20 protein-coding genes are annotated in these 19,651 nt (G+C 48.3%); 10 read left to right on the plus strand and 10 right to left on the minus strand.

Features of this window, described 5'->3' with window-relative positions; translation table 11 throughout:
- Window positions 1–13: 13 nt before the first annotated feature.
- The 9 genes from wecB to K8S15_12115 all read left to right on the plus strand — a co-directional run bounded on the left by wecB (window position 14) and on the right by K8S15_12115 (window position 7,822).
- On the plus strand, window positions 14–1,078 hold the full coding sequence (gene wecB / locus K8S15_12075) for a UDP-N-acetylglucosamine 2-epimerase (non-hydrolyzing) (protein MCD4776773.1): 1,065 nt from the start codon (window positions 14–16) through the stop codon (window positions 1,076–1,078).
- Window positions 1,075–2,505 carry a transglutaminase-like domain-containing protein gene (locus K8S15_12080; protein MCD4776774.1) on the plus strand — a complete coding sequence of 477 codons (1,431 nt, stop codon included), beginning with the start codon at window positions 1,075–1,077 and terminating at the stop codon, window positions 2,503–2,505. Before wecB ends, K8S15_12080 begins: the two co-directional genes overlap by 4 nt.
- Window positions 2,506–2,531: 26 nt before the next feature.
- Complete coding sequence (ribD, locus tag K8S15_12085) at window positions 2,532–3,623, plus strand: bifunctional diaminohydroxyphosphoribosylaminopyrimidine deaminase/5-amino-6-(5-phosphoribosylamino)uracil reductase RibD (protein MCD4776775.1); 1,092 nt, start codon at window positions 2,532–2,534, stop codon at window positions 3,621–3,623.
- Window positions 3,604–4,215, plus strand: a complete 612-nt coding sequence (locus tag K8S15_12090) for a riboflavin synthase (protein MCD4776776.1) — start codon at window positions 3,604–3,606, stop codon at window positions 4,213–4,215. Before ribD ends, K8S15_12090 begins: the two co-directional genes overlap by 20 nt.
- 4 nt (window positions 4,216–4,219) lie before the next feature.
- Window positions 4,220–5,434 (plus strand): bifunctional 3,4-dihydroxy-2-butanone-4-phosphate synthase/GTP cyclohydrolase II, encoded by a 1,215-nt coding sequence (locus tag K8S15_12095; protein MCD4776777.1) that lies wholly within the window; start codon window positions 4,220–4,222, stop codon window positions 5,432–5,434.
- Window positions 5,418–5,939 (plus strand): 6,7-dimethyl-8-ribityllumazine synthase, encoded by a 522-nt coding sequence (ribH, locus tag K8S15_12100; protein MCD4776778.1) that lies wholly within the window; start codon window positions 5,418–5,420, stop codon window positions 5,937–5,939. The genes K8S15_12095 and ribH overlap by 17 nt, the downstream gene beginning before the upstream one ends.
- Complete coding sequence (gene nusB, locus K8S15_12105) at window positions 5,939–6,397, plus strand: transcription antitermination factor NusB (GenBank protein MCD4776779.1); 459 nt, start codon at window positions 5,939–5,941, stop codon at window positions 6,395–6,397. The genes ribH and nusB overlap by 1 nt, the downstream gene beginning before the upstream one ends.
- 3 nt (window positions 6,398–6,400) lie before the next feature.
- The gene (locus K8S15_12110) at window positions 6,401–7,111 is read left to right on the plus strand and encodes a metallophosphatase family protein (protein ID MCD4776780.1); all 711 of its coding nucleotides are present in this window, start codon (window positions 6,401–6,403) and stop codon (window positions 7,109–7,111) included.
- A gap of 174 nt (window positions 7,112–7,285) precedes the next feature.
- Window positions 7,286–7,822: a hypothetical protein gene (locus tag K8S15_12115; GenBank protein MCD4776781.1), complete on the plus strand. Its 537-nt coding sequence runs from the start codon at window positions 7,286–7,288 to the stop codon at window positions 7,820–7,822.
- Window positions 7,823–7,882: 60 nt separating this feature from the next.
- Here K8S15_12115 and K8S15_12120 read toward each other — a convergent pair whose 3' ends face one another.
- The 8 genes from K8S15_12120 to K8S15_12155 form a co-directional block, all read right to left on the minus strand.
- Window positions 7,883–9,049, minus strand: coding sequence for a M48 family metallopeptidase (locus K8S15_12120; GenBank protein MCD4776782.1), 1,167 nt, complete (start codon window positions 9,047–9,049; stop codon window positions 7,883–7,885).
- Window positions 9,036–10,295: a TerB family tellurite resistance protein gene (locus K8S15_12125; protein ID MCD4776783.1), complete on the minus strand. Its 1,260-nt coding sequence runs from the start codon at window positions 10,293–10,295 to the stop codon at window positions 9,036–9,038. The genes K8S15_12120 and K8S15_12125 overlap by 14 nt, the downstream gene beginning before the upstream one ends.
- A gap of 9 nt (window positions 10,296–10,304) precedes the next feature.
- On the minus strand, window positions 10,305–11,864 hold the full coding sequence (locus tag K8S15_12130) for an Hsp70 family protein (GenBank protein MCD4776784.1): 1,560 nt from the start codon (window positions 11,862–11,864) through the stop codon (window positions 10,305–10,307).
- The gene (gene grpE, locus K8S15_12135) at window positions 11,851–12,579 is read right to left on the minus strand and encodes a nucleotide exchange factor GrpE (protein ID MCD4776785.1); all 729 of its coding nucleotides are present in this window, start codon (window positions 12,577–12,579) and stop codon (window positions 11,851–11,853) included. Before grpE ends, K8S15_12130 begins: the two co-directional genes overlap by 14 nt.
- A gap of 282 nt (window positions 12,580–12,861) precedes the next feature.
- Window positions 12,862–13,347: a DUF2085 domain-containing protein gene (locus K8S15_12140; GenBank protein ID MCD4776786.1), complete on the minus strand. Its 486-nt coding sequence runs from the start codon at window positions 13,345–13,347 to the stop codon at window positions 12,862–12,864.
- On the minus strand, window positions 13,344–14,447 hold the full coding sequence (locus K8S15_12145) for a glycosyltransferase family 4 protein (GenBank protein ID MCD4776787.1): 1,104 nt from the start codon (window positions 14,445–14,447) through the stop codon (window positions 13,344–13,346). Before K8S15_12145 ends, K8S15_12140 begins: the two co-directional genes overlap by 4 nt.
- A gap of 1 nt (window position 14,448) precedes the next feature.
- Window positions 14,449–15,231, minus strand: coding sequence for a class I SAM-dependent methyltransferase (locus K8S15_12150; GenBank protein ID MCD4776788.1), 783 nt, complete (start codon window positions 15,229–15,231; stop codon window positions 14,449–14,451).
- 84 nt (window positions 15,232–15,315) lie between these two features.
- A complete protein-coding gene (locus K8S15_12155) occupies window positions 15,316–16,617 on the minus strand; it encodes a hypothetical protein (GenBank protein ID MCD4776789.1) in 1,302 nt (433 codons plus the stop codon).
- Between the two features lie 285 nt (window positions 16,618–16,902).
- Here K8S15_12155 and K8S15_12160 point away from each other — a divergent pair, with 285 nt between their 5' ends.
- A complete protein-coding gene (locus K8S15_12160; GenBank protein ID MCD4776790.1) occupies window positions 16,903–17,415 on the plus strand; it encodes a cyclic nucleotide-binding domain-containing protein in 513 nt (170 codons plus the stop codon).
- 51 nt (window positions 17,416–17,466) lie between these two features.
- Here the strand turns inward: K8S15_12160 and K8S15_12165 are convergent, their stop codons facing one another.
- Together K8S15_12165 and K8S15_12170 are read right to left on the minus strand one after the other, a co-directional pair.
- On the minus strand, window positions 17,467–18,243 hold the full coding sequence (locus tag K8S15_12165; GenBank protein MCD4776791.1) for a hypothetical protein: 777 nt from the start codon (window positions 18,241–18,243) through the stop codon (window positions 17,467–17,469).
- Window positions 18,244–18,327: 84 nt separating this feature from the next.
- Entirely contained in the window at window positions 18,328–18,984 is a 657-nt protein-coding gene (locus tag K8S15_12170; GenBank protein MCD4776792.1) for a hypothetical protein, read from the minus strand.
- Window positions 18,985–19,651: the final 667 nt, after the last annotated feature.

The raw sequence follows: 19,651 nt of genomic DNA on the forward strand, positions 1-19,651 counted from the left end.
TTAACGGTGAAAAATGATTGATATAGTCTGCGGGGCAAGACCGAACTTCATGAAGATTGATCCGATAATAAGGAACATCGATCCCACTATTGAAGTGAGGATCATTCATACCGGGCAGCACTACGACCATATGATGTCACAGAGTTTTTTCGACGAACTGGAACTGCCAAGGCCTGATATAAACCTTGAGGTGGGTTCAGCCAGCATTACGGAGCAGACCGCAACCATAATGAAGCGTTACGAGAACGTTATTATCGAGCGGATGCCCGATGCGTTAGTAGTGGTGGGAGATGTGAATTCAACCCTTGCGTGTTCACTAGTTGCTGTAAGGCACGGTATTCCTGTTGTACACGTTGAGGCGGGGCTCAGAAGTTTTGACCGCAGTATGCCTGAAGAGATAAACAGAATTCTCACCGATCAGATTGCCGGTCTGCTCCTGATAACAAGTGCCGAAGCACGGGGTAATCTGCTCGATGAGGGCAGGAGCAGCGCAATAATCAAGCTTGTCGGGAATCCCATGATAGATACGCTGTTGAGGCTCCTACCCGCGGCGATGTCAGTCGGCGAGCCGTTTCCCGAAGAACCCTTTGCGCTGGTTACGCTTCACAGGCCATCGAATGTTGACAATCCCGAAAGGTTGTTAGCGATACTGAAAGCACTTGGTGCCCTTCAGGGGTTGAGGGTGCTTTTTCCAGTTCACCCCAGAACCCTGAGCCACATTGAGGAATGGAACATTGAAATCCCGGATAGAATTTCAATTGAGAAGCCCATGTCATACCTTGAATTCTTAAGAGCACAGGCCACGGCATCCGTTGTGATAACGGATTCCGGTGGTGTTCAGGAGGAGACGAGTGTACTCGGAGTGCCCTGTGTTACAGTAAGAACAAGTACCGAAAGACCGGTTACACTGGAACTTGGAACCAATGTTCTATGTCCGGATGTATCCGAATTAGTTGAAGCAGTGGCAGAGCAGATTGCGAACCGTCCTGAAGAGCCGCCGGAGATCCCGTTCTGGGATGGGAAAGCCGGTTCCAGGATAGCTGCCTCCATAGAGGAGTTTACTGGAGGGAAAAGATGAAACCTGGATTACTTACATTAACTATTTTCGTACTGGGACTTCCAGTTGTCGCCGGCGGTTGCGGAGATAACACCGGAGAAACCGGTCTGTCCGTTACCGCCGCTGATGCATGTATTCAGAAGTTCGCGGTTTCAATACAGGGCGATGATGTTGGATATATGCAGCTGGAAATTGTTGAGCATGGAACGGATTCACTCCTGATAACACAGACTATCAACTGGAACATGATACTCATGGGAAACCGTAGAGATATCGAAATGACCATGACCGCCGTTTCGGATCTTGTGTTTAACCTGGGACGCATGGAGATGAATATGTCCGACGGATCATCGAATATAGATATAAGAGCTTTCAGACAGGATTCCCTTCTGATAACGGAAATAGGTACTGCAGGGAGGTTGATAGAAAATTCAACCGTTATTGAGGGCGACTATCTGCCGGTTCTGGCCGATTTAGCCTGCGCTTCAATGGAGTGGACCGAAGGACAGGAGAGAACCTTTCAATCCTTCGACCCGGCCAGCGGGATGATTCTTTCATCCACAGCCGTATGTGAAGGATTTGAGGAAGTGGAACTTCTGGGTGATACGGTCAACTCAGCCAGATTGAAATTATCCCAGATGGGAACAAGGAATACCGTCTGGGTTTTCGAAGGCCAGATTATCAGGGAATTCGAAGAAGGTCTTGGCATGAACATGACACGTGTTCCCCCCGAACAGGGAGGCGATATTGTAGCAACCAGAGATCTCTACGAAGTATTCACCGTGTCCTCAACTCCGATCCGGGATCCCAGAAGTACGGAATCTCGAACATTCGTACTGCAAGGTGAAATAGACTGGAGCCAGTTCCAGCTTGATATTCCTCCCACTCAGACAGCTTCGGGATGCACCGTAACAGTTTCAAATGGTATTCCGGACAATATTGCCCAGTATCCGCCGGTCGTTCCCGAATATCTTGAAATATATACGATGCCCGAATCAATGATTCAGAGTGATGATTCGGTGATAGTTGAAAAAGCAGCCAGCCTGACAGAAGGCTCAACCGATTCATGGGAAGCCGCCAGAAGAATTTCATCCTTCGTTGATGTCAGTGTTGAAAACAGCCCTACCGTGTCTCTGCCTTCAGCGGTTGACGTAATCGAGAACTTAAGGGGAGACTGCAACGAACACACCGTACTTACCGTGGCTCTTGCGCGGGCTGCCGGCCTGCCCGCCAGGATCTGCGCCGGTATTGTATATTTGAACGGCTCATTTGGATACCATGCGTGGCCGATGATCTGGGTGGGGGAATGGGTGGAGATGGATCCAACCTTCAGCCAGTACGTTGCGGATGGAACACATGTCATACTGGCCACCGGTGATCTTGAGTCACAGTACGTTGTCAATTCCGCCATTGGCAGATTGAGTATTATCGAACTGGATATGAACTGATGGTTTCGAAGGTTGAAATTAATGCAATGAAGAAAGCTTTGAAACTCGCGGTTTACGGTAAGAGAAATACTTTCCCCAACCCCATGGTGGGCGCTGTTATCCTTGACAAAGATGGAAACCATGCCGGAGATGGTTTCCACCGGAAATGCGGAGCACCCCATGCAGAAGTGGTTGCCATTTCATCAGCGGGTGACGCATCCTCCGGAGGTACGATGGTTGTAACCCTTGAGCCCTGCTGCCATCAGGGACAAACCGGACCCTGCACCGATGAAATTATCAGGGCAGGGATTGCAAGAGTTGTAATCGCTATGACCGATCCCGATCCAAGGGTGAGTGGCAAGGGTATTAAACAACTTGAATCTGCTGGAGTTGAGGTCGAAGCGGGGCTTCTCTCCGATGAAGCCAGCGCAATGAACAGGGTGTATCTGCACTACCTTGAAACTTCGAGAAGCTGGGTAACACTCAAGATAGCGCTCAGTCTTGATGGCAGAACAGCCGCGGTTGACGGAAGCAGTAAATGGATTTCATGCGAGGATTCTCGAGAACTGGTACACAGGAAGAGAGCCTCGGTTCAGGCAATCATGACGGGCGCGGGAACTGTGCGGGATGATGACCCGGAACTGACAGTCCGTATGGCTGATATTCCGCCGGGCGGGCAGCCCGTGAGAATAGTGGTTTCATCCACAGGCAATTTTGGTGGTTCCAGAAAGATTTTTAGGGCTCCGGGAAAGACTATTATCGCTGTTCCTGAAGGTGTGACAGACCGATTAACTGAATTCAGCGGAATGTCCGGAGTCGAAGTCTGGGAATTTCCACCGGATTCGTCCACTCCGGGATTCAATCTTGTTCCTCTTTTCGAAAGAACCGCTGATTCGGGTATCGGTGAAATACTTTGCGAAGGGGGAAGTGGTCTTTCCACGCAGCTGATGAAAGATCGGCTTGTTCAATCCGTAAGCATTTTCACTGCTCCGGTTATACTTGGTGGAGAGGGAAGACCGGCTTTCGAGCAGCTTGGAATAGATACTATTGAAGACGCCGTAAGACTTAAAAATGTTTCATCCAGTCGGTCAGGATCCGATTTTTTGACGGAGGGCGAAATTGTTTACCGGCTTGATTGAGAATACCGGAAGCGTCAAAACCTTCTCAGGTGGCAATCTGACTGTTCATACAACTCTTTCCGAATCCGCCACCATGGGTGACAGTATCGCAGTTGATGGCTCATGTCTTACGGTTAGTGGTATAGTTCATCAGGGCCTGTTGTTTCATTGTTCGGCGGAAACCGTTTCAAGAACCGTTATTTCTCGATACTATCCGGGCACGGAAGTGAATCTTGAGCGTCCTCTTAAACTTTCTGACGGACTGCACGGTCATCTGGTCACTGGCCATGTGGATGAAACCGCATCCGTTCTGAAGATTGGGAGGTCTGAACAGGATATGACAGTATGGATATCCTGTTCCCGTAAGTATTCCACTCTGCTGGTGGAAAAGGGTTCCGTAGCCGTCAGCGGAATAAGCCTTACCGTAGCCTCACTTGAGCGGGACAGATTTTCCGTTGCCCTGATACCTGAAACTGTCAGAGGCACTACCGTTGGAAATTGGAAACCGGGCACTCACGTGAATGTGGAATACGATATCGTAGGCAAGTACGTAAAGAAGCAGACCGATGCAGCCATCGGAGAGAGACGATTGAGGGATTACCTTGAACAGTAACAGGATTGCGAAGGCAGAGGAAGCAATTGAAGCCATCCGCAGCGGCAGAATGGTTGTTGTTGTTGACGATGAGAACAGGGAGAACGAAGGAGACCTGATAATCGCGGCCGAGAAGTGTGATGCCGAAGCCGTGAATTTCATGGCTCTTGAAGGAAGGGGACTCATATGCCTTTCAATGGAGGAGGAAGCGCTTGAAAGGCTGGATATTCATGAAATGGTTCCCAAAAATACGTCACTTCACAAAACAGCGTTCATGGTCAGTATTGACGCAATTAAGGGAGTCTCAACAGGTATTTCCGCTCATGACAGGGCCAGGACTATAGCCGTGGCCATAGACCCGGCTTCAAAATCATCCGATCTGGCCAGACCAGGACACATATTTCCACTGGCTGCCAGGCCGGGAGGCGTTCTCTCCAGGACGGGTCACACGGAGGCTGCTGTTGATCTCGCAAGGCTGGCTGGATTCAAGACAGCAGGGGTTATCTGCGAGATCATGAACAGAGACGGTTCCATGGCCAGGCTTCCTCAACTCAGAAAGTTCACCGAAACGCACAGCCTTGTTTTAACATCGGTTGAGGAATTGGTCAGTTACCGCAGGAAAACCGAAAAGCTGGTAAGAGAAGTCGCCCGGTCAACACTGCCTACCGATTACGGTGTATTCGATCTTCATATATTCGAGGATACTACAGAGGGAGAGGTACATGTTGCCCTGGTGAAAGGTGATGTGAAGGGTAGAAAGAACGTGCTTGTAAGAGTGCATTCCCAGTGCCTTACAGGTGATGTTTTCGCATCCCGCAGGTGTGATTGCGGAAGCCAGCTCCATGCGGCAATGAGGAGAGTTGAATCGGAGGGGCAAGGAGTAATTCTTTACATGGCTCAGGAGGGACGCGGAATAGGCCTTGCAAACAAGATAAAAGCGTACCATCTGCAGGATCACGGGCTGGATACAGTTGAGGCAAATGAGGAACTTGGTTTTCCAGCGGATCTCAGGGATTATGGTACTGGTGCGCAAATCCTGGCGGAGCTTGGCCTTTCAACCATAAGGCTCATGACGAACAATCCAAAGAAGATAGTAGGACTGAAGGGATACGGGCTTGAGATAACGGAAAGGGTCAGGATAGAAATTCCGCCTACGGAAGAGAACCTCCATTACCTCAGAACAAAAAAGACTAAACTCGGGCATATGCTGGAGGGAGTAGATGATGACCTGGATTCATGAAGGTAAACTGGACGGTACAGGTATTAAACCTGCTATTGTAGTATCAAGATTCAACAGTTTCATTACAAAAAAGCTTCTTGACGGATCTCTGGACTGTCTGGAAAGACATGGTGTTAACACCGATGATATTAACGTATTCTGGGTACCCGGAGCATGGGAAATTCCCCCCGTATCCGTGAGGATAGCCGATACGGGAATGTTCGATTGTGTTATCTGTCTCGGTGCGGTCATTCGCGGAGAGACTCCCCATTTCGAGTACGTATCCGCTGAAAGCGCAAAGGGCGTAGCCCAGGCCGCGATGCTTACGGATGTTCCCGTCATTTACGGCATCATAACCGCGGACACAGTTGATCAGGCCGTTGACAGGGCCGGGACCAAATCCGGCAACAAAGGTTTCGACGCGGCCATGACAGCTCTTGAAATGACGGCTCTTTACGACTATGTCGCGGATCTTGATGAATCAATGGATTACGATAACGCTGAAGAGGAGTCGACCGAGGAGTAATGGGTGTAAGAAGCAGAGGCCGGAAAGCACTTCTTCAGGCCAGGTACGGAGCTGAAGTGAACAGCAGATCCCTACAGGCGAACCTGGAGGATATCAGGCAGTATCTGGCCGATCCTGACCTTGGAATGGGTGTTCCTTTTGAGATGGAGGATTGGAACTGGGTATCCGACCTTGCCAGAGCTGTTCTTGAAAACAGAACCGAAATAGACGCGAGACTCGAAGAAGTCCTTGAGAACTGGACAGTAGACAGGCTCAGTCTTGTTACACGCCTGATTCTTGAACAGGCTCTGGGGGAAATGTACTATTTCCAGCCGTTAACTCCGGTTCCCGTTGCCATTAACGAAGCTATCGAGCTGGCAAAGGCTTTCGACGAAGATGAATCCGCTGGTTTTGTGAATAGCGTTCTGGATAAAATTGCTAAAATCGGGAACTCCGAAGATCCTCCTCAGGGGACATAATTAATGCTCATTAGAATCATTTCCGATATTCACAGTAATTACCAGGCTCTCGAAGCGGTTCTGAACGACCCGACCGGGAAAGATGCGGAAAAGACTTTATGCCTTGGCGATATCGTGGGTTACGGAGCCGATCCCTCCAGATGCATTGAGAGGGTACGGCAGGAATGCGACATCGTAGTTTCTGGTAACCATGACGCTGGAGCGGCAGGGCGGGTATCTCTCGACAGGTACAACTGGGAGGGAGCTACGGCTTTAAGATGGACAAGATCAATTCTTTCTCAGGATGAAAAGGACTGGCTGTCACTTATTCCGTACTTCGCTGAGTACGAGAATTTCTTTCTCTGTCACAGTTACCCGGCCGATCCTGAAAACTGGACGTACGTTCTCCGGCGGAATCAAGCCCTTGAATCCATAAACGCGAGGCAGGGGTATATATCGCTTATAGGACATACACACCTTCCCGGCTGCTGGATGGAAGATGGCAACTACACCGATGCTTCGAAGGGAGATTTTTCGAAGGTCAGGCTTGTTAACGCTGGCAGTGTTGGACAGCCAAGGGACAGAGATCCAAGGGCGGCTTACCTTCTCATTGATACCGAAGCTGGAACGTGGGAACACCGCAGGGTGAAGTACAGCATCGATGACGCCGCCGCCAGAATAAAGGAAGTTGCGCTGCCCCCCATTCTATGGGAGAGACTTTACCGAGGACACTGATGGGGTCGGACTTCACTTGCGGCACTTACGCAGTTTAAGCACAGTTTATTAGACAACAGTTATTCAATACATGCACGTGGATTCTGAAATTGACCAGGCTGAAATCCGGCAGTATCATTATTCTGGATGTAGAAAACGATATGAAGAAACAGAAGTCGTATGTCGGGAGCAGGAATGAATATTAGAAGCGCATTGTTGTCTATAGCAGTTGCTCTTTTTTCTACGAGTTTTGTTTCAGCCGATCCGGTACCGATACCTCCGGCTGAAAACAGATTCAGTATCATGCAAACATTGGAAATGACATTTCACATGGAGAGCCCTCTTGATCAGCATTCCATGAATACCTGGATCATCTATGGAGGTCCTTCCCTGGTCTATATCTGGATCCCGGATGAAATAGTGGGTTCTGGTATCGGTTTGGAGTTAGGAGGGGAACTTCGGAAATATTTCATTGAACCTTATTCTGGTATTTTTTTTGGTGCGTATATGGGTGCCGGTATTTTATTCAGGACAGGTGAGGAACACATAGAGGCTATTTCTTCAGGTCTCAAGCTTGGATGGCGTATCCCCCTGATAAGAGCAGCGCTTCCTCTGGACCTTGAACCGTACATTGGTGTTGGTATTAAGCTGCTCAGTAACGAAAATGATGTGTGGGGCGAAAATTACTCCCATGTTACTTTATATCTTGGAACCAAGGTTGAACTGTACTGATCGATCAGAAGTACAGAGTCAAGGGGTCGGACTTCACTTGCGGCACTTGCAGAAATAGAATCAGATCTCCGTTTCGTCAGTTTTCTCAGGAAGCTTCAGTTCCGTGGAGAACCTCGCGAGCAGTTCCATTTCCGTTTTACCTTTCGCAGCGCTGGCTGAGAGCCTCGCTATATCCGAAAAGATATTTAGTCTTATCTCAATGGGAAGGCAAGAAGCGCTGTATATGGATTTTCGCAGTCTCGTTTCAAGATCAAGTGAATTGGAATTTCTTGCGAATTCGATTGCTTCGCTTGCCACATTGTCACCAAAAGTTTTCTGGAGTAGCACCTGCTCCTGTTGATTGAGCATGCCATCCGCCAGGAAGAGCGCGAGTGTTCCCCATAGAACAGCTTCAAATGCTGCGGCTTCGTTTATCTTTACCAGGTGAAACCCGCCGACAGCGGCAAGTTCTTTCTGGATCTTTTTTTCGAGCTTCTCCCATTCCAGGGGGGCTTTCCCCTTTTTCCCGGTAAATTTGTAGTACCGGTCACTCATCTCGAACCACAGGAGGGCTCTGACCCTTGAGGTGATTAAAGGATGCGTGGACAGAAGCTGAAACTTGGATCCTCCCATATCCAGCAATTCCCTTGCCTGGTCAAGGTAGGTGGTAAGGTCGAATCTTATATATTTGTCGCTCAATCCTGATGCCAGTTTGAGCATTCCCCTGAACGAGGATTCTGTTGATCCGCAGGATATAAAGCCTATCCTGTCCGCGCTTATTTCCCTTGCCCTTGAAAGAGCGAGCAGGTTGAAATTCTCCAACGGCGAACCGTCAGGATTCGGTGGTGGATACCGCAGGTGGCCGAAGAGGGTGTGAGATATTTCATGACCGACGATGAATTTTATCTCGCTGGCGCTGAATCTCTCTATCAGGCCTGAGCTGAGCGCAAGGGTTACAGATCCGCCCTTGCCCTCACCGAAACTGTACGCCTGGCCCTCGCCGGAGTTAAAAACGTAACCCTCAACGGTTCTGTCGGGAATGAGTTTCTTTCTTACATCTTCGATTAATTCAGCGATCTCGGGAAAGAGCTCTGGTGCGATGAGAACAGAATGTGATAGATTCCGGCTCCTTACTTCGATCTGTTTCTCTTCTATGCCATCCTCGACTGAGCTGAAGCCATACTCATCGAGGGAATCATTTTCGAACCTGAAATCCTCGATCTGAAATGGCAGCTTAGCTTTTTTCATCACTGCCTTCGAGGAGAGCCATTTCTTTGGAAATAAGTTCCTGCATCTGCCGTGCCTGCGCCTGTTTCTCAGGGTTGGAATGTGTGGCCAGGGCGCGCCACTTCCTGTTCTCTTTTCTGAGATGCTTTCTTTTCTGTTCGACTGTCCAGGAGGGGTCAATGCCCAGTTTTGTGTTGATATTATCGGTTTCAAATATATCTATCGGAAGTATCTTCTCTATCATGGTTCTGAAGCGTTCGTGATCAACGCCCAGATTTTCGGCGAGAGAGTTAACCAGTTCAAGTTCAGTGTCCACGGCTTTTCCATCTGCGCTGGCCACCTTCAGGCAGAGTTCGAGTATGTCGTACTTGTCTCCCATGGATGAGGCCGGAATGGGATTCATCTCGATGAGGTCACTGCAGAGAGGGATGATGTCTTCGGGAACTGAGCTAGCGGAGGCCATCATCGCCGATTCCACGGCGCTGTTAAGCTTCTGCTTAACCTCCTGCTTCTGTGATTCCACACTGCTTTCGATTCGCTTTTGTATCCATTCCTTGACAACACGGCCCTCGGTTCCCGAGAAATTCCCGTCAGCGGCGCTTACCGAGACCGCGAGCTTAACTGCCAGTTCCGCTGCTCTTAGCCTCGACTTCATATTGTCCATGTAACCAGACTGAGTATTCACAAAATATATTTCTGATTTTGACTTTACCAGTACCGTTTTATCGGGAGCAATAATTGTTACTTCGAAAAGAAGCAGTCTCTTTCCCCTTGCGGGGAAGGTCAGGGTTTCAATTGGTATGGATAACATCGGTTGCCAGACGGAGAGAAGAGACTTCATGAATGGAAGTATATCCATGGTCGAAGAGAAAAAGGCGGTAGTATCCTGGTACTGGAGGTTGTCCAGAGAACAGAGAACCGGTTTCTGATCATCCTTCCCATTGGTGATATCAAAGAGGGTTATTGTTTTCAATACCGGGCAGTTGTTCATTGGCGCGTTTATCGGTCCCTGCATCTCGATAGTGAAAACTTCCATCGTGATCTCTCCGAAATCCTTCATCTCGGTGGAGACATATGTCTGGAAAAGGAAGTTTGTCGTTGTAGGTCTTGGCCCGTTCTTAGCTTCTTTTCTCGTTTTCGTGCCCGATGATTTCTTCTCATCTTCAGAACCTGCTACCCCTGCAACTATTCCAATAACTACAATAAGCAGAACTATGCCGCAGCAGATTGGAGGTGCCAGGGAACTAAGGACAATTGTCGCTATCAAAACCGTCTCCTATTCAACCTGGAAAACCCGAAGGCTGGACCTTCTTCGTTCCACCTCGGACTGGGACATCTGTCCCGCCTGGGTATCTATGTCCATCTCCAGTTTTCTGCCCGACTCCTCGTCCTTGAATACGCAGTGCATTCTCTGGTTTGTATCGTAGCTGTATTGAACCTTGACAGGCTTGTTGGCCTCCCGGTTGGGTGGAAGATCCAGGTGACCGATGGACACGATATTCACAATATCCGGATCGGTACTTTCAATGACGTGCTGAGTAACTTTAGCTTCTATCTCTACCTGGCCCTTTGCGGCGGTGTAATAGGTTCTCTCAACCTGACATGGCAGGGTCGTATTCTTCGGAATGAGAACATCATTTATCAGGATTTTTCTCCCGGTTTCCTGATCAATGGTTGCGATTATAGTTCCATAGCAGTGTCCGCAGACTTCCTTCAGCTTGATATCCCCGAGCCCAGCGGCTACTCCGCTGGGAACTTTGGATGCGTCCTGTTCCATCAGCTTCAACCCTGCATGGAGAGCGGCTCCAAGGGCAACGCACTCGTCCGCGTTCACCGCAACCGTAGGAGGTTTGCCGAACATCTTCTCGAGTCTCTTCTGGATCACAGGTATACGGGTGCTTCCTCCCACAAGCAGCACTCTGTCAATCTGATTCGGTTCGAGTTCGGCTTCGTCGAGCACATCCTCCACAAGCATGTCTATCCTTGCAGTCAGGGGTGAGATAAGTTCCTCGAACTTCTGCCTGCTCAACTCGTGCTTAAAACTACCCTCGTTTCCAACCAGAAGTGTTTTAACAGATGGACGTTTTGAAAGTGATTTTTTTGCGTCTTCAGCCTCTATCTCGTACCTTGCCCGGTCTTCCGGAGTTGGAAACAGATCTCCATTCTTCTCACTGCTGTAAACATCTTTGAAGTTCTCGACCAGTTTCTGGTCGAACTCGTACCCACCCAGCTGATGGTCACCGGTGGAACAGACGATATCGATCTTCTTTCCCTGAACGTTCATAACTGTAACATCGAAAGTGCCACCGCCCAGATCGAACACCAGTATCTTTCCCGATACGTCCTGCTCAGACGCGTAGAATAAAGCTGCAGCCGTCGGCTCATTAACTATTCCTATTACGTTAAGACCGGCCATCTTGCCAGCGTCCATTGTGGCCTTCCGTCGAACTTCGTCGAAGTAGGCCGGAACGGTAACGACAACATCGGAGATTTCGCCCACCTGCTTCGAACATTCCTCTTTCAACTTTCGAAGGATAAGCGAAGAGAGTTCAGCGGGAGTCCACTGTTTTCCCATGACTTCCTGGGGATAGAAAGGATCCCCCATGTAACGTTTCACCCATCGGGCTGACCTTGTGACATCATCGGCCCTGGCATTAATGGCTTCACGACCCACGAGCACGGTTTCCTGGCTGTCATCGGGAAAATAGATCGCTGAGGGTGTAATTCGCTCACCATCGGAATTGGGAACCGTCTCGGGTTTCCCTATACTGTTAAGAATAGCCAAACCAGAAAAGGTCGTTCCCAGATCTATGCCTGCAATGTTACTCAATGTCATCACTTCCTTCTGTTTGTTTCATATAGAGCCTTACTTTAGCAGGTCGAATAAGCTTCCGATGTTCGTCATCGATGTAAAAAATGTAGCCCGGGTTCACTACCTTCGATATGTGTCCGGGTTCCCCCTTTTCAGAGGGGTCTTTGCCCACTACTTCCGCTATTTTTTCCTGGCCTGAGTAAGGAGTATCGATTTCGGGTTTAAACTGTTCTATTCCGCTTCCATCAAGAGCGAATACGAGCTGGTCGTAAATCATATCGAGATCCTGACGGTGATTATCAGTTACTTCATCGGTGCTGTTCATACGTTTTTCAACATCATCGATGCATCTTATTATTCGATGACAAAAATTCTTCAACACTGTCCAGTCGTATCCGTCCTGAAACCTCTTGACCATGCTTTGTTGTTTTGCGAAATAATCCCTCAGGCTCGATACCTGTGAGAGCATATCCATTGCGGAGTTGTCAGACCGCTTCGCGAAATCTCCCGCCGATCTGAGGGCTGTAAGTATATCGAGATTCTGTTTCTCGAGTTCTGTCTGCAGCAGCCCGCTTACGTCAGATATCTGATCTTTCATTTCGTTAAGATGATTGCGCAGATCTTTTGAATTCTTCTTGAACATGGTTTTAAGACTTTTTGAAAGCTCCCTGAATTGTTTTCCGGAAAGAGCAGCCTCTGCTTTCCCGGATATTTCAGCCTTCTCCGCTTTACTGGCCATTTACAATCCTCCATTGTTACCGATGAAAGTGAATCCGGAATCTGTACTATTCAATTAGAACCGGAACTGTAGAGTTATCGAGAACTATCTTCTTCTGAACCCTTACCCATCCGGTTAATACAATCAATTCAAGGTCGCATCAGGCGAATACTGATTAGTTTTATTGAAGGATGATATTCAATGGTATCAAGTTCTGTCAATTCCTGAAAATCGTAAATCGTATTTCAGTTCATTCACTTCTATCAAATATGGTAGATGAATCACTGAAAACATTTAGACCCTTCAGGATATGGTGTATCTTCCGCGCAGCATATCGATTGACTTGCAGAGAAGAAGGCTCAGGCCCGTTCCCCACATGAACCCGGTTGCCGTCAGAAGAGAGCGAGAAGTATCAATCACTCCCGTGAATTCCAGTACCCACTGTAAGCCCATAATGAATGTAACGAACAGGGAAACCAGGAGAACGGTTTTCCATTTCAGTCTTTTCCGAAATAGCGGGAAGAACACAGCACAACCGAGAACAATTGAAAAGTATATTCCGTTGCACCTCACGCATACTGCGGCAGGTCGTCCGAATATCACAGGGCATCGATCCGGTATGCCATGACACAGTAATTTGTATGCAGATCGTATGAAACGTGCGGTTCCATCGTGAGAAAAATGCTCCAGGATTGGAGGCAGCAGACCAAGCAGCCAGATTACCAGGAAACTCAGAGCTATACATAAAGCCCATACGGGGTAACGGTTGTTTCTCGGACCGGACGTCACTTGCGCAGAGTGTCTTTCATTATTTCTATCATACTGTTCGCGGTATCATCCCAGTTGAAACCGGTAGCCCATTCCATGCCGCTTTTTCCGAGTGTGTCCCTTTGAACCGGATCGTTTGCAAGCCTGTCCATTTCAGCCGCAAGACTATCCACACTGCCATGGGGAACAAGAATGCCGGTAATGCCGTCCTTCACCGAATCCCGAAGACCATCGCTGTCGCTGGCGATAACGGGGGTTCCGCAGGCGTTTGCTTCGATTACCGTCAGTCCCCATCCCTCTTTCTCAGATGCGAATACGGCCGCCCAGGCCTTCCGCAGCCAGTGGAGCTTTCGCTCCTGGGAAACGAATCCCTCAAAGGTAACACTCCGGTCAAGGCCAAGGCGTGAGGCGGTTTTTTTCAGCTCCGCTTCGTAATCGCCGGATCCAAGCACTACAAGCCTGTAATTCTTACCCGCGTCCCGCAGTACAGCCAGCGCCGCAAGGATCAGTTGGACACCCTTGTACTTTTTCAACCTTCCGACGTACAGGAATGTCCCCTGTTCCGGATCGGGTTTTCCCGGCCTGTAGAATCCGGTGTCTATCCCGCAGGGAATAACGGAAATATTTTCCGCGGATATTCCCCTTTTTACGAGATCCTTCTTTGTAGATTCGGAAATAGCCACGAAAGAGCATTCTCCATAAACCCTAGGTATGAAAGATTCCATGAAATTCACATAGAGCGCAAGAGGCAGCGCGACTTCCCTGTAAGCCGTTGTGCCGAAGAGGTGGGGCACAATGGTAAGAACAGGAACCGGAGACCATCGGGGGCTGTAGAAGGGTATCTTGCAGAGGTCTTCAATGACAAGGTCGAAGTTGGATGATATGTCGAGGGAGAGGGCAAATTTTTTCAGTGTAAAATTGAAAGTGTTCCGCTTTCCATTACGGAGGATACGTATACCGTCTATTGTTTCTTCAGAGGGGAGACCGGCCACCGCCTGAGAGATCTGTGTAACCTCATGGCCGGCAATGACTGTCCTTCTGAGGATTTCATGAAGGTGAATCTCTGCCCCCCCCGTTTCAGGATTCTTCGGATCCCTCCAGTTAAGGGCCAGAATACGCATGTCAGCTGTCCTGTTTTTTTCCGGCGATGATTCCGACGATGTAACCGAATCTCGGCCCGAAGTAAGAATCTTCGACCTTCTTTCTGAGGAGGGTCCGTAATCTGTGGACAGGTGGAATAAGTACCGGCCTCAGCGGAAGCTTGATGCCCGGTTTCATAAGCAATTCCCGGAATATCTTGTAAGCGAGGGAGGGGGAGAAAAACCTTCCGTAAATACTATCAGGTTCCAGGCCTGTTTCTCTGAGAATTCTGGAGAGTTCACCCGGTGTGAACTGGGTCTCCCAGCCCGCGAACCATGCGTTCATCGCGATAAGGGTTTTCTTTATCAATGTGTAGATATGAACCGTTTGAGGAACATCCACAAGAACTTTTCCACCTTCCTTTATGACTCTTACGTTTTCACGAAGAAGAGGAAACGGATCGCGGAAGTGTTCCAGAACTCCCTGATGAAAAACAAGATCGATGCAATTATCTTTGAAGGGCAGGGCAAGGGCATCACCGCAGACGAGGAGTAATTGAACCCCTGCTCTTTCAGCTGCCTCACTGGCAAGCCTGAGAGCTTCGTGGGAGTAATCAAGCGCTATCGCGATAGCCCCGTTTTCAGCGAGAATAACACTGTCCCTGGCGGTTGCGGCTCCAACCTCCATTACGATTGCGCCATTGATGTCCATCCTTTTGAGGAGCTCTTCAGGTATGCGCCCATCGTTATCGTAGATTTCGTCAAGGTCACGATCCCTTTTCCAGAAATCGTCCCAGTGCTTCCGTTCCGATGTTCTTTCAGCCATGCGGATAATCTAGAAGAAAAACTGAAACTTTCCAAATAGAAAATGCCGGGACTGATCAGTCCCGGCACTGTCCGTACCTCTCCTTTAATTTTTAAGGTCTCTACTGCCTATCCAGTTCAGGAAGCCGTTTCTCCTGAAGTCCCAGTACCTGTTCAGTCTTCTGGGTACGGATGCTCTATCCCAGTCGGTAGGTCTGTAGACTCCCGTATCGGGAACAACGAGGGAGCCAACGTACGAACCCTGGTCGTACACCTTCTGGATCTCTTCAGCTATCTCATCGATATCATTCTGTGAGGCAATCCCGTTTGAAGTTGCCTTGTAGAACTGTACTGTCACTCTTATGGGGAATTCCGGATCCCTGCGGATTTCAAGATCATCCATCTCAGTGAAGGGCCCTTCCAATTCTCCATGACCGATCACGGCAGCTTCGACATCCGATACACCCCTGCTGAGCTCACCAGACGCACAGAACGTTTCACAAGAAGAGTCGCAGCATACATCATCGAAATACGTGCTTTGAGGATTCCTCTGCTTCAGGGGAATCTGTATCAACAAAACCATATTCAGGTTACTCTCCTCGGATATGTCCGAGGGGTCTCCCCCGCTGCTTACATAATCAGCCCTGAAGTCCGAAATCCGCTGCCCGGTCAGGCTGGCGCGATTCCCGTCTTCGTTGAAGAAAAGTCTCTGACCCCAGCTCCAGGATCCCGGAACCGCGTCTCTTGCGTTATCTATTACAGTCACACTCGTGCCTTCTCTTGTTACCAGAATTGTAAGTACGGCAGGATCGCCCTCGTAGGACTGGTAATTGTAAAGTACAGGATTGAACGTTGCGTTTCCCGAATCCTTAATAGGAAGGAACACCGCCTGGGCGCTTACCAGAACAACGCTGTCCCGCTCCGCGAGCAAGCTGTGTTCGTCACCATCCCATGATTCCGGATCGTGGAGATAGTACCTGATATTGTCAACGAAATCCGTAAGTGATACAGGAGCAAGATCTTCGCCTATTTCGTTGCCAACCAGCAGATAGAAATTATCCGGGTCAAGATCCGCTGAAATATCGTGAAAATTCGGATACCTTATCACTGGCATGCAGGTAAGAGAGGGGTTTTCAGAACCGTTTTGGCGGCTGTGAACCTGTATTGTCATATCGGAAATGTTTGGACCCCAGCACGAGCCGGAGTAACGCCCCGTGTCCTCCCAGGTAACGTTTACTACATCGAGACCGTGCGCGCTTGCCATTTTTCTTACGTTCTGGTCCCAGACCATCTCGGATACTCTTTGTACTACTTCCTGATAATTTTCGCCGCTTGACCTGCCCGGACAGAAGTATCCAGCGACCGAGACGGAGAGAATCATCAGTGATGTCATTGCGTTCAGAAACATTTTCAACCTCCCGTGTTGTTTTCACTGCTGTTACAAGGACAGGTTGCTGATTATTCCATCTCCCAGGTCGGACTTACTTATCTTACTTATTCTGTCCATTTTATAGTACTATTAATAAGTACTATATCATAGTAATAGCAATGTTTGGCTTATTATTCGTATATGACTTTTGGACAGCCATATTCAGTATAGAATGTATAGATAGGTTTGAGGTTGACAGGGGCTCAGGATATTGTTTAATTGCTTACTGAAATACATTGAGTTGAAATCACCGAGGAGGAAAAGATGAAGGAAAGAGAACTTTTTAATCAAGACAGAGGACTTCTCGAACCGGAAATGATGCCTTTCTACGAAGTAGCGGAACTGAACAACGGAGACGCGATGATGTTTCAGGGAGAACTCACTACAGATTTCTTTATCATCAAATCGGGAAAACTTGAGGTTATCGAAGGTACCGGTGGCAAAGCGGTTACACTGGATACGCTGGAAGCAAACGATGTGTTCGGTGAAATAGCTTTCTTCGATGAGGGAGAGCGGTCCGCTACCGTCCGGTCGTTGGGAAAATCAGTCCTTTACAGGATGACCCGGGAACATTTCGCCGACATGGTTCAGACTCAACCGCAACTTGCCATAGAATATCTTATAATTCTTGGAAAACTTGTTTCCGGTAAGCTCCGAAGGGTCGATATGATGATAGCCGGGGTAACCGGAGATCAGAAGATCAAAAAAGACCCGGACTTGAAAAAACTGATGAAGGATATCAGAAAGGCCATGAAGAGCAAGAGGGATCTGTTTTAATGGAATAAGCGGCGGAGCAGAACCCCGCCGCCATTCAGGACAAGAACAGCACTAAAGCACGTTGAAAAGCCTGAGATAATCGATAAGCTGATATTCAAAGGACAACAAATCAGCGCCATCTGTGAATACACTGTCTATGTAAAATTCAGCGTAATGATTATTAGTCAGCTGTACATATACCCAGTTGATATCGGTTACCTGTACAGAATCAACCCATTCCGATGAACCGGGTGCTGGAGCTACGTTTCCGAGTGTACCCCTGAGACAGAGCTTCGTATCGTTTCCGCCGGGATACAGCGCAGGGTTATGATTGCCCGAGTAGAGGTAAACTTTACTATTAGCTATTCCAACGTAGATATCCTGATGAAATTCAGAGGAATCGGCCACACCGGTTCCCCAGCCGAGACCGTCATTATAGAATATCAGACCGTTCGATGTGGTGTTCGCTCTGAGTTCCTGCTCCTGGGAATAATTGGCCTGAGCCCTGGAATTAACTCTGTTTGAAAAACCTGTAGAGTAATCCAGCCCCTTGGAGGCCTTTATCTCGTAATACCCGGTCGATGTCGCTACATGCGTCCAGGTTGTATCCGCCGTTAAACCGGGCTCGCCCCAGTCTCCAGGATGAGTTGTCGCGTAGTAGATGTGGTACCCGTCAACTTCCACGTCAAGAGCATCCCATTCCAGAACTACAGAATCTCCCTTTGATGCCGTTTCGTTAATAGTTAGGTTCTGTACATTGGGAAGGGACCCGGATGGTGCTGAAGGATCGCTCGAACATCCCACAATAGAAATAGCAGCTATAACAGCAGCTATCATGTACTTTTTCATATCAGTCTCCCGTCAGTTAATGATTCAAAGTCATTATAGGAATATCTAAAATTTGTACATGTATATCAAACCCTTAATGCATTACTACTCGTATACCTTCTCTCTTGAATCAAGCTCCAAAGCGAAATAAGTTACCAGCGGGTCCGGATGCTGTACCGCCTCACTGAAAAGTGAATCGTACAGAACCTGAAGGCTGTCTGCTTCAGCAGTATATCGGAGAGTATCCAACCTTATGTAATACGAGACAATACATTCCCGCTGCGCTCTTAATCGGTGCATCAGAAAGAGGATAAGATATGGTTCAAGCGGTGATTCAGGATTCTCATTCATGTAGGACAAAGCAAATACCGCTTCATCACCCGGGCCTTCAGGGAGACCTTCCCACTCATAATAGCATATGGCTGAGGATGCATACTCAAGCGCCAGGGAAGAGATGTCCGGATGATCTATCAGTGCTGCAATCCCCCTTTCCAGACCCGCTCTTTTCTTCATGGTTATAGAATCCACCCAGTATTCACACTCCGAGAAGTCGAGATTAGTAACGAAGCTGTCCCAGTGCAGGGCGTACTCATCCAGTCTGAGGAGGGGCGGATCAGGATAAACAGCCAGGAAGGAATCAAATGTTCGAGGCTGTTCGATGTTGTAGAAATAGAAAAGAGATTTAAACATTCCATCAATGTTATAGTCTGCAGATAGTGGAAAGACACAGATTGACATGCTCAGAACCAGCAGGATTCTCATATTACTGACCTCCAATGCAGAAAGTTAGCTTCTATTTACACAATATTAACAGATCTTCACTTATTCGGGGAGCCCGAAGGCTGATTCGAGAGTTCGGGAGCCAGTACTGGCGAACCTCTCCGAATGTGCCGACACCACCGGAATTCTCACCGATCAGAACCGCGTATCACCTGGTCGCAGTTCGAAAGGATGAGATGTATTCAGCCCGGAGTCATTATCACCGTCTTCCTGCGGGATTCTCTCAAGGAAACAATAGGAAAGTGGATTTTTCGTAATACCATTACCTGCTCCCAAAGCAGTAAATATTTCCCAATAAACCTCCGATGTCCTGCCTGATTAGGTAAATGTGTTTAATTATGGGTCTTTCCTGCTAATGCGGTAGATATCCAGATACCGCAATTGCCGTGCGTAGATCGGGCAAGTTCGTTATTCCAACGCCATTGACGGCTCTAATATAACTAAATAGATTTGTGATATAACCAAATGTATATGTTATATAACTGAAATATTTAGTTCATACAGGAGAAATACCGATATGGAAACATACGATTTTAGTTTTATCTACGCTCTTCTGGGAGAGACTGTGTCCAGAACTCTTTTCTACATTGCAAGGTTCGGTGATTCCTATCCTACGGAGATAGCGAATAACTTCTTAATGAACCAGCAA

This window comes from Candidatus Aegiribacteria sp. (assembly GCA_021108005.1).
Lineage (GTDB): Bacteria > Fermentibacterota > Fermentibacteria > Fermentibacterales > JCC-6 > Aegiribacteria.

Excerpts from the sequence above, each read along its gene's own strand:
- ribD (MCD4776775.1), top strand. The coding sequence starts at position 2,532 with ATGAAGAAAGCTTTGAAACTCGCGGTTTACGGTAAGAGAAATACTTTC.
- K8S15_12170 (MCD4776792.1), bottom strand. The coding sequence starts at position 18,984 with ATGAGAATCCTGCTGGTTCTGAGCATGTCAATCTGTGTCTTTCCACTA.
- grpE (MCD4776785.1), bottom strand. The coding sequence starts at position 12,579 with ATGGCCAGTAAAGCGGAGAAGGCTGAAATATCCGGGAAAGCAGAGGCT.
- K8S15_12120 (MCD4776782.1), bottom strand. The coding sequence starts at position 9,049 with ATGAAAAAAGCTAAGCTGCCATTTCAGATCGAGGATTTCAGGTTCGAA.
- K8S15_12110 (MCD4776780.1), top strand. The coding sequence starts at position 6,401 with ATGCTCATTAGAATCATTTCCGATATTCACAGTAATTACCAGGCTCTC.
- K8S15_12165 (MCD4776791.1), bottom strand. The coding sequence starts at position 18,243 with ATGAAAAAGTACATGATAGCTGCTGTTATAGCTGCTATTTCTATTGTG.
- ribH (MCD4776778.1), top strand. The coding sequence starts at position 5,418 with ATGACCTGGATTCATGAAGGTAAACTGGACGGTACAGGTATTAAACCT.
- wecB (MCD4776773.1), top strand. The coding sequence starts at position 14 with ATGATTGATATAGTCTGCGGGGCAAGACCGAACTTCATGAAGATTGAT.
- K8S15_12145 (MCD4776787.1), bottom strand. The coding sequence starts at position 14,447 with ATGCGTATTCTGGCCCTTAACTGGAGGGATCCGAAGAATCCTGAAACG.
- K8S15_12080 (MCD4776774.1), top strand. The coding sequence starts at position 1,075 with ATGAAACCTGGATTACTTACATTAACTATTTTCGTACTGGGACTTCCA.
- K8S15_12150 (MCD4776788.1), bottom strand. The coding sequence starts at position 15,231 with ATGGCTGAAAGAACATCGGAACGGAAGCACTGGGACGATTTCTGGAAA.
- K8S15_12160 (MCD4776790.1), top strand. The coding sequence starts at position 16,903 with ATGAAGGAAAGAGAACTTTTTAATCAAGACAGAGGACTTCTCGAACCG.
- K8S15_12155 (MCD4776789.1), bottom strand. The coding sequence starts at position 16,617 with ATGTTTCTGAACGCAATGACATCACTGATGATTCTCTCCGTCTCGGTC.
- nusB (MCD4776779.1), top strand. The coding sequence starts at position 5,939 with ATGGGTGTAAGAAGCAGAGGCCGGAAAGCACTTCTTCAGGCCAGGTAC.
- K8S15_12130 (MCD4776784.1), bottom strand. The coding sequence starts at position 11,864 with ATGACATTGAGTAACATTGCAGGCATAGATCTGGGAACGACCTTTTCT.
- K8S15_12115 (MCD4776781.1), top strand. The coding sequence starts at position 7,286 with ATGAATATTAGAAGCGCATTGTTGTCTATAGCAGTTGCTCTTTTTTCT.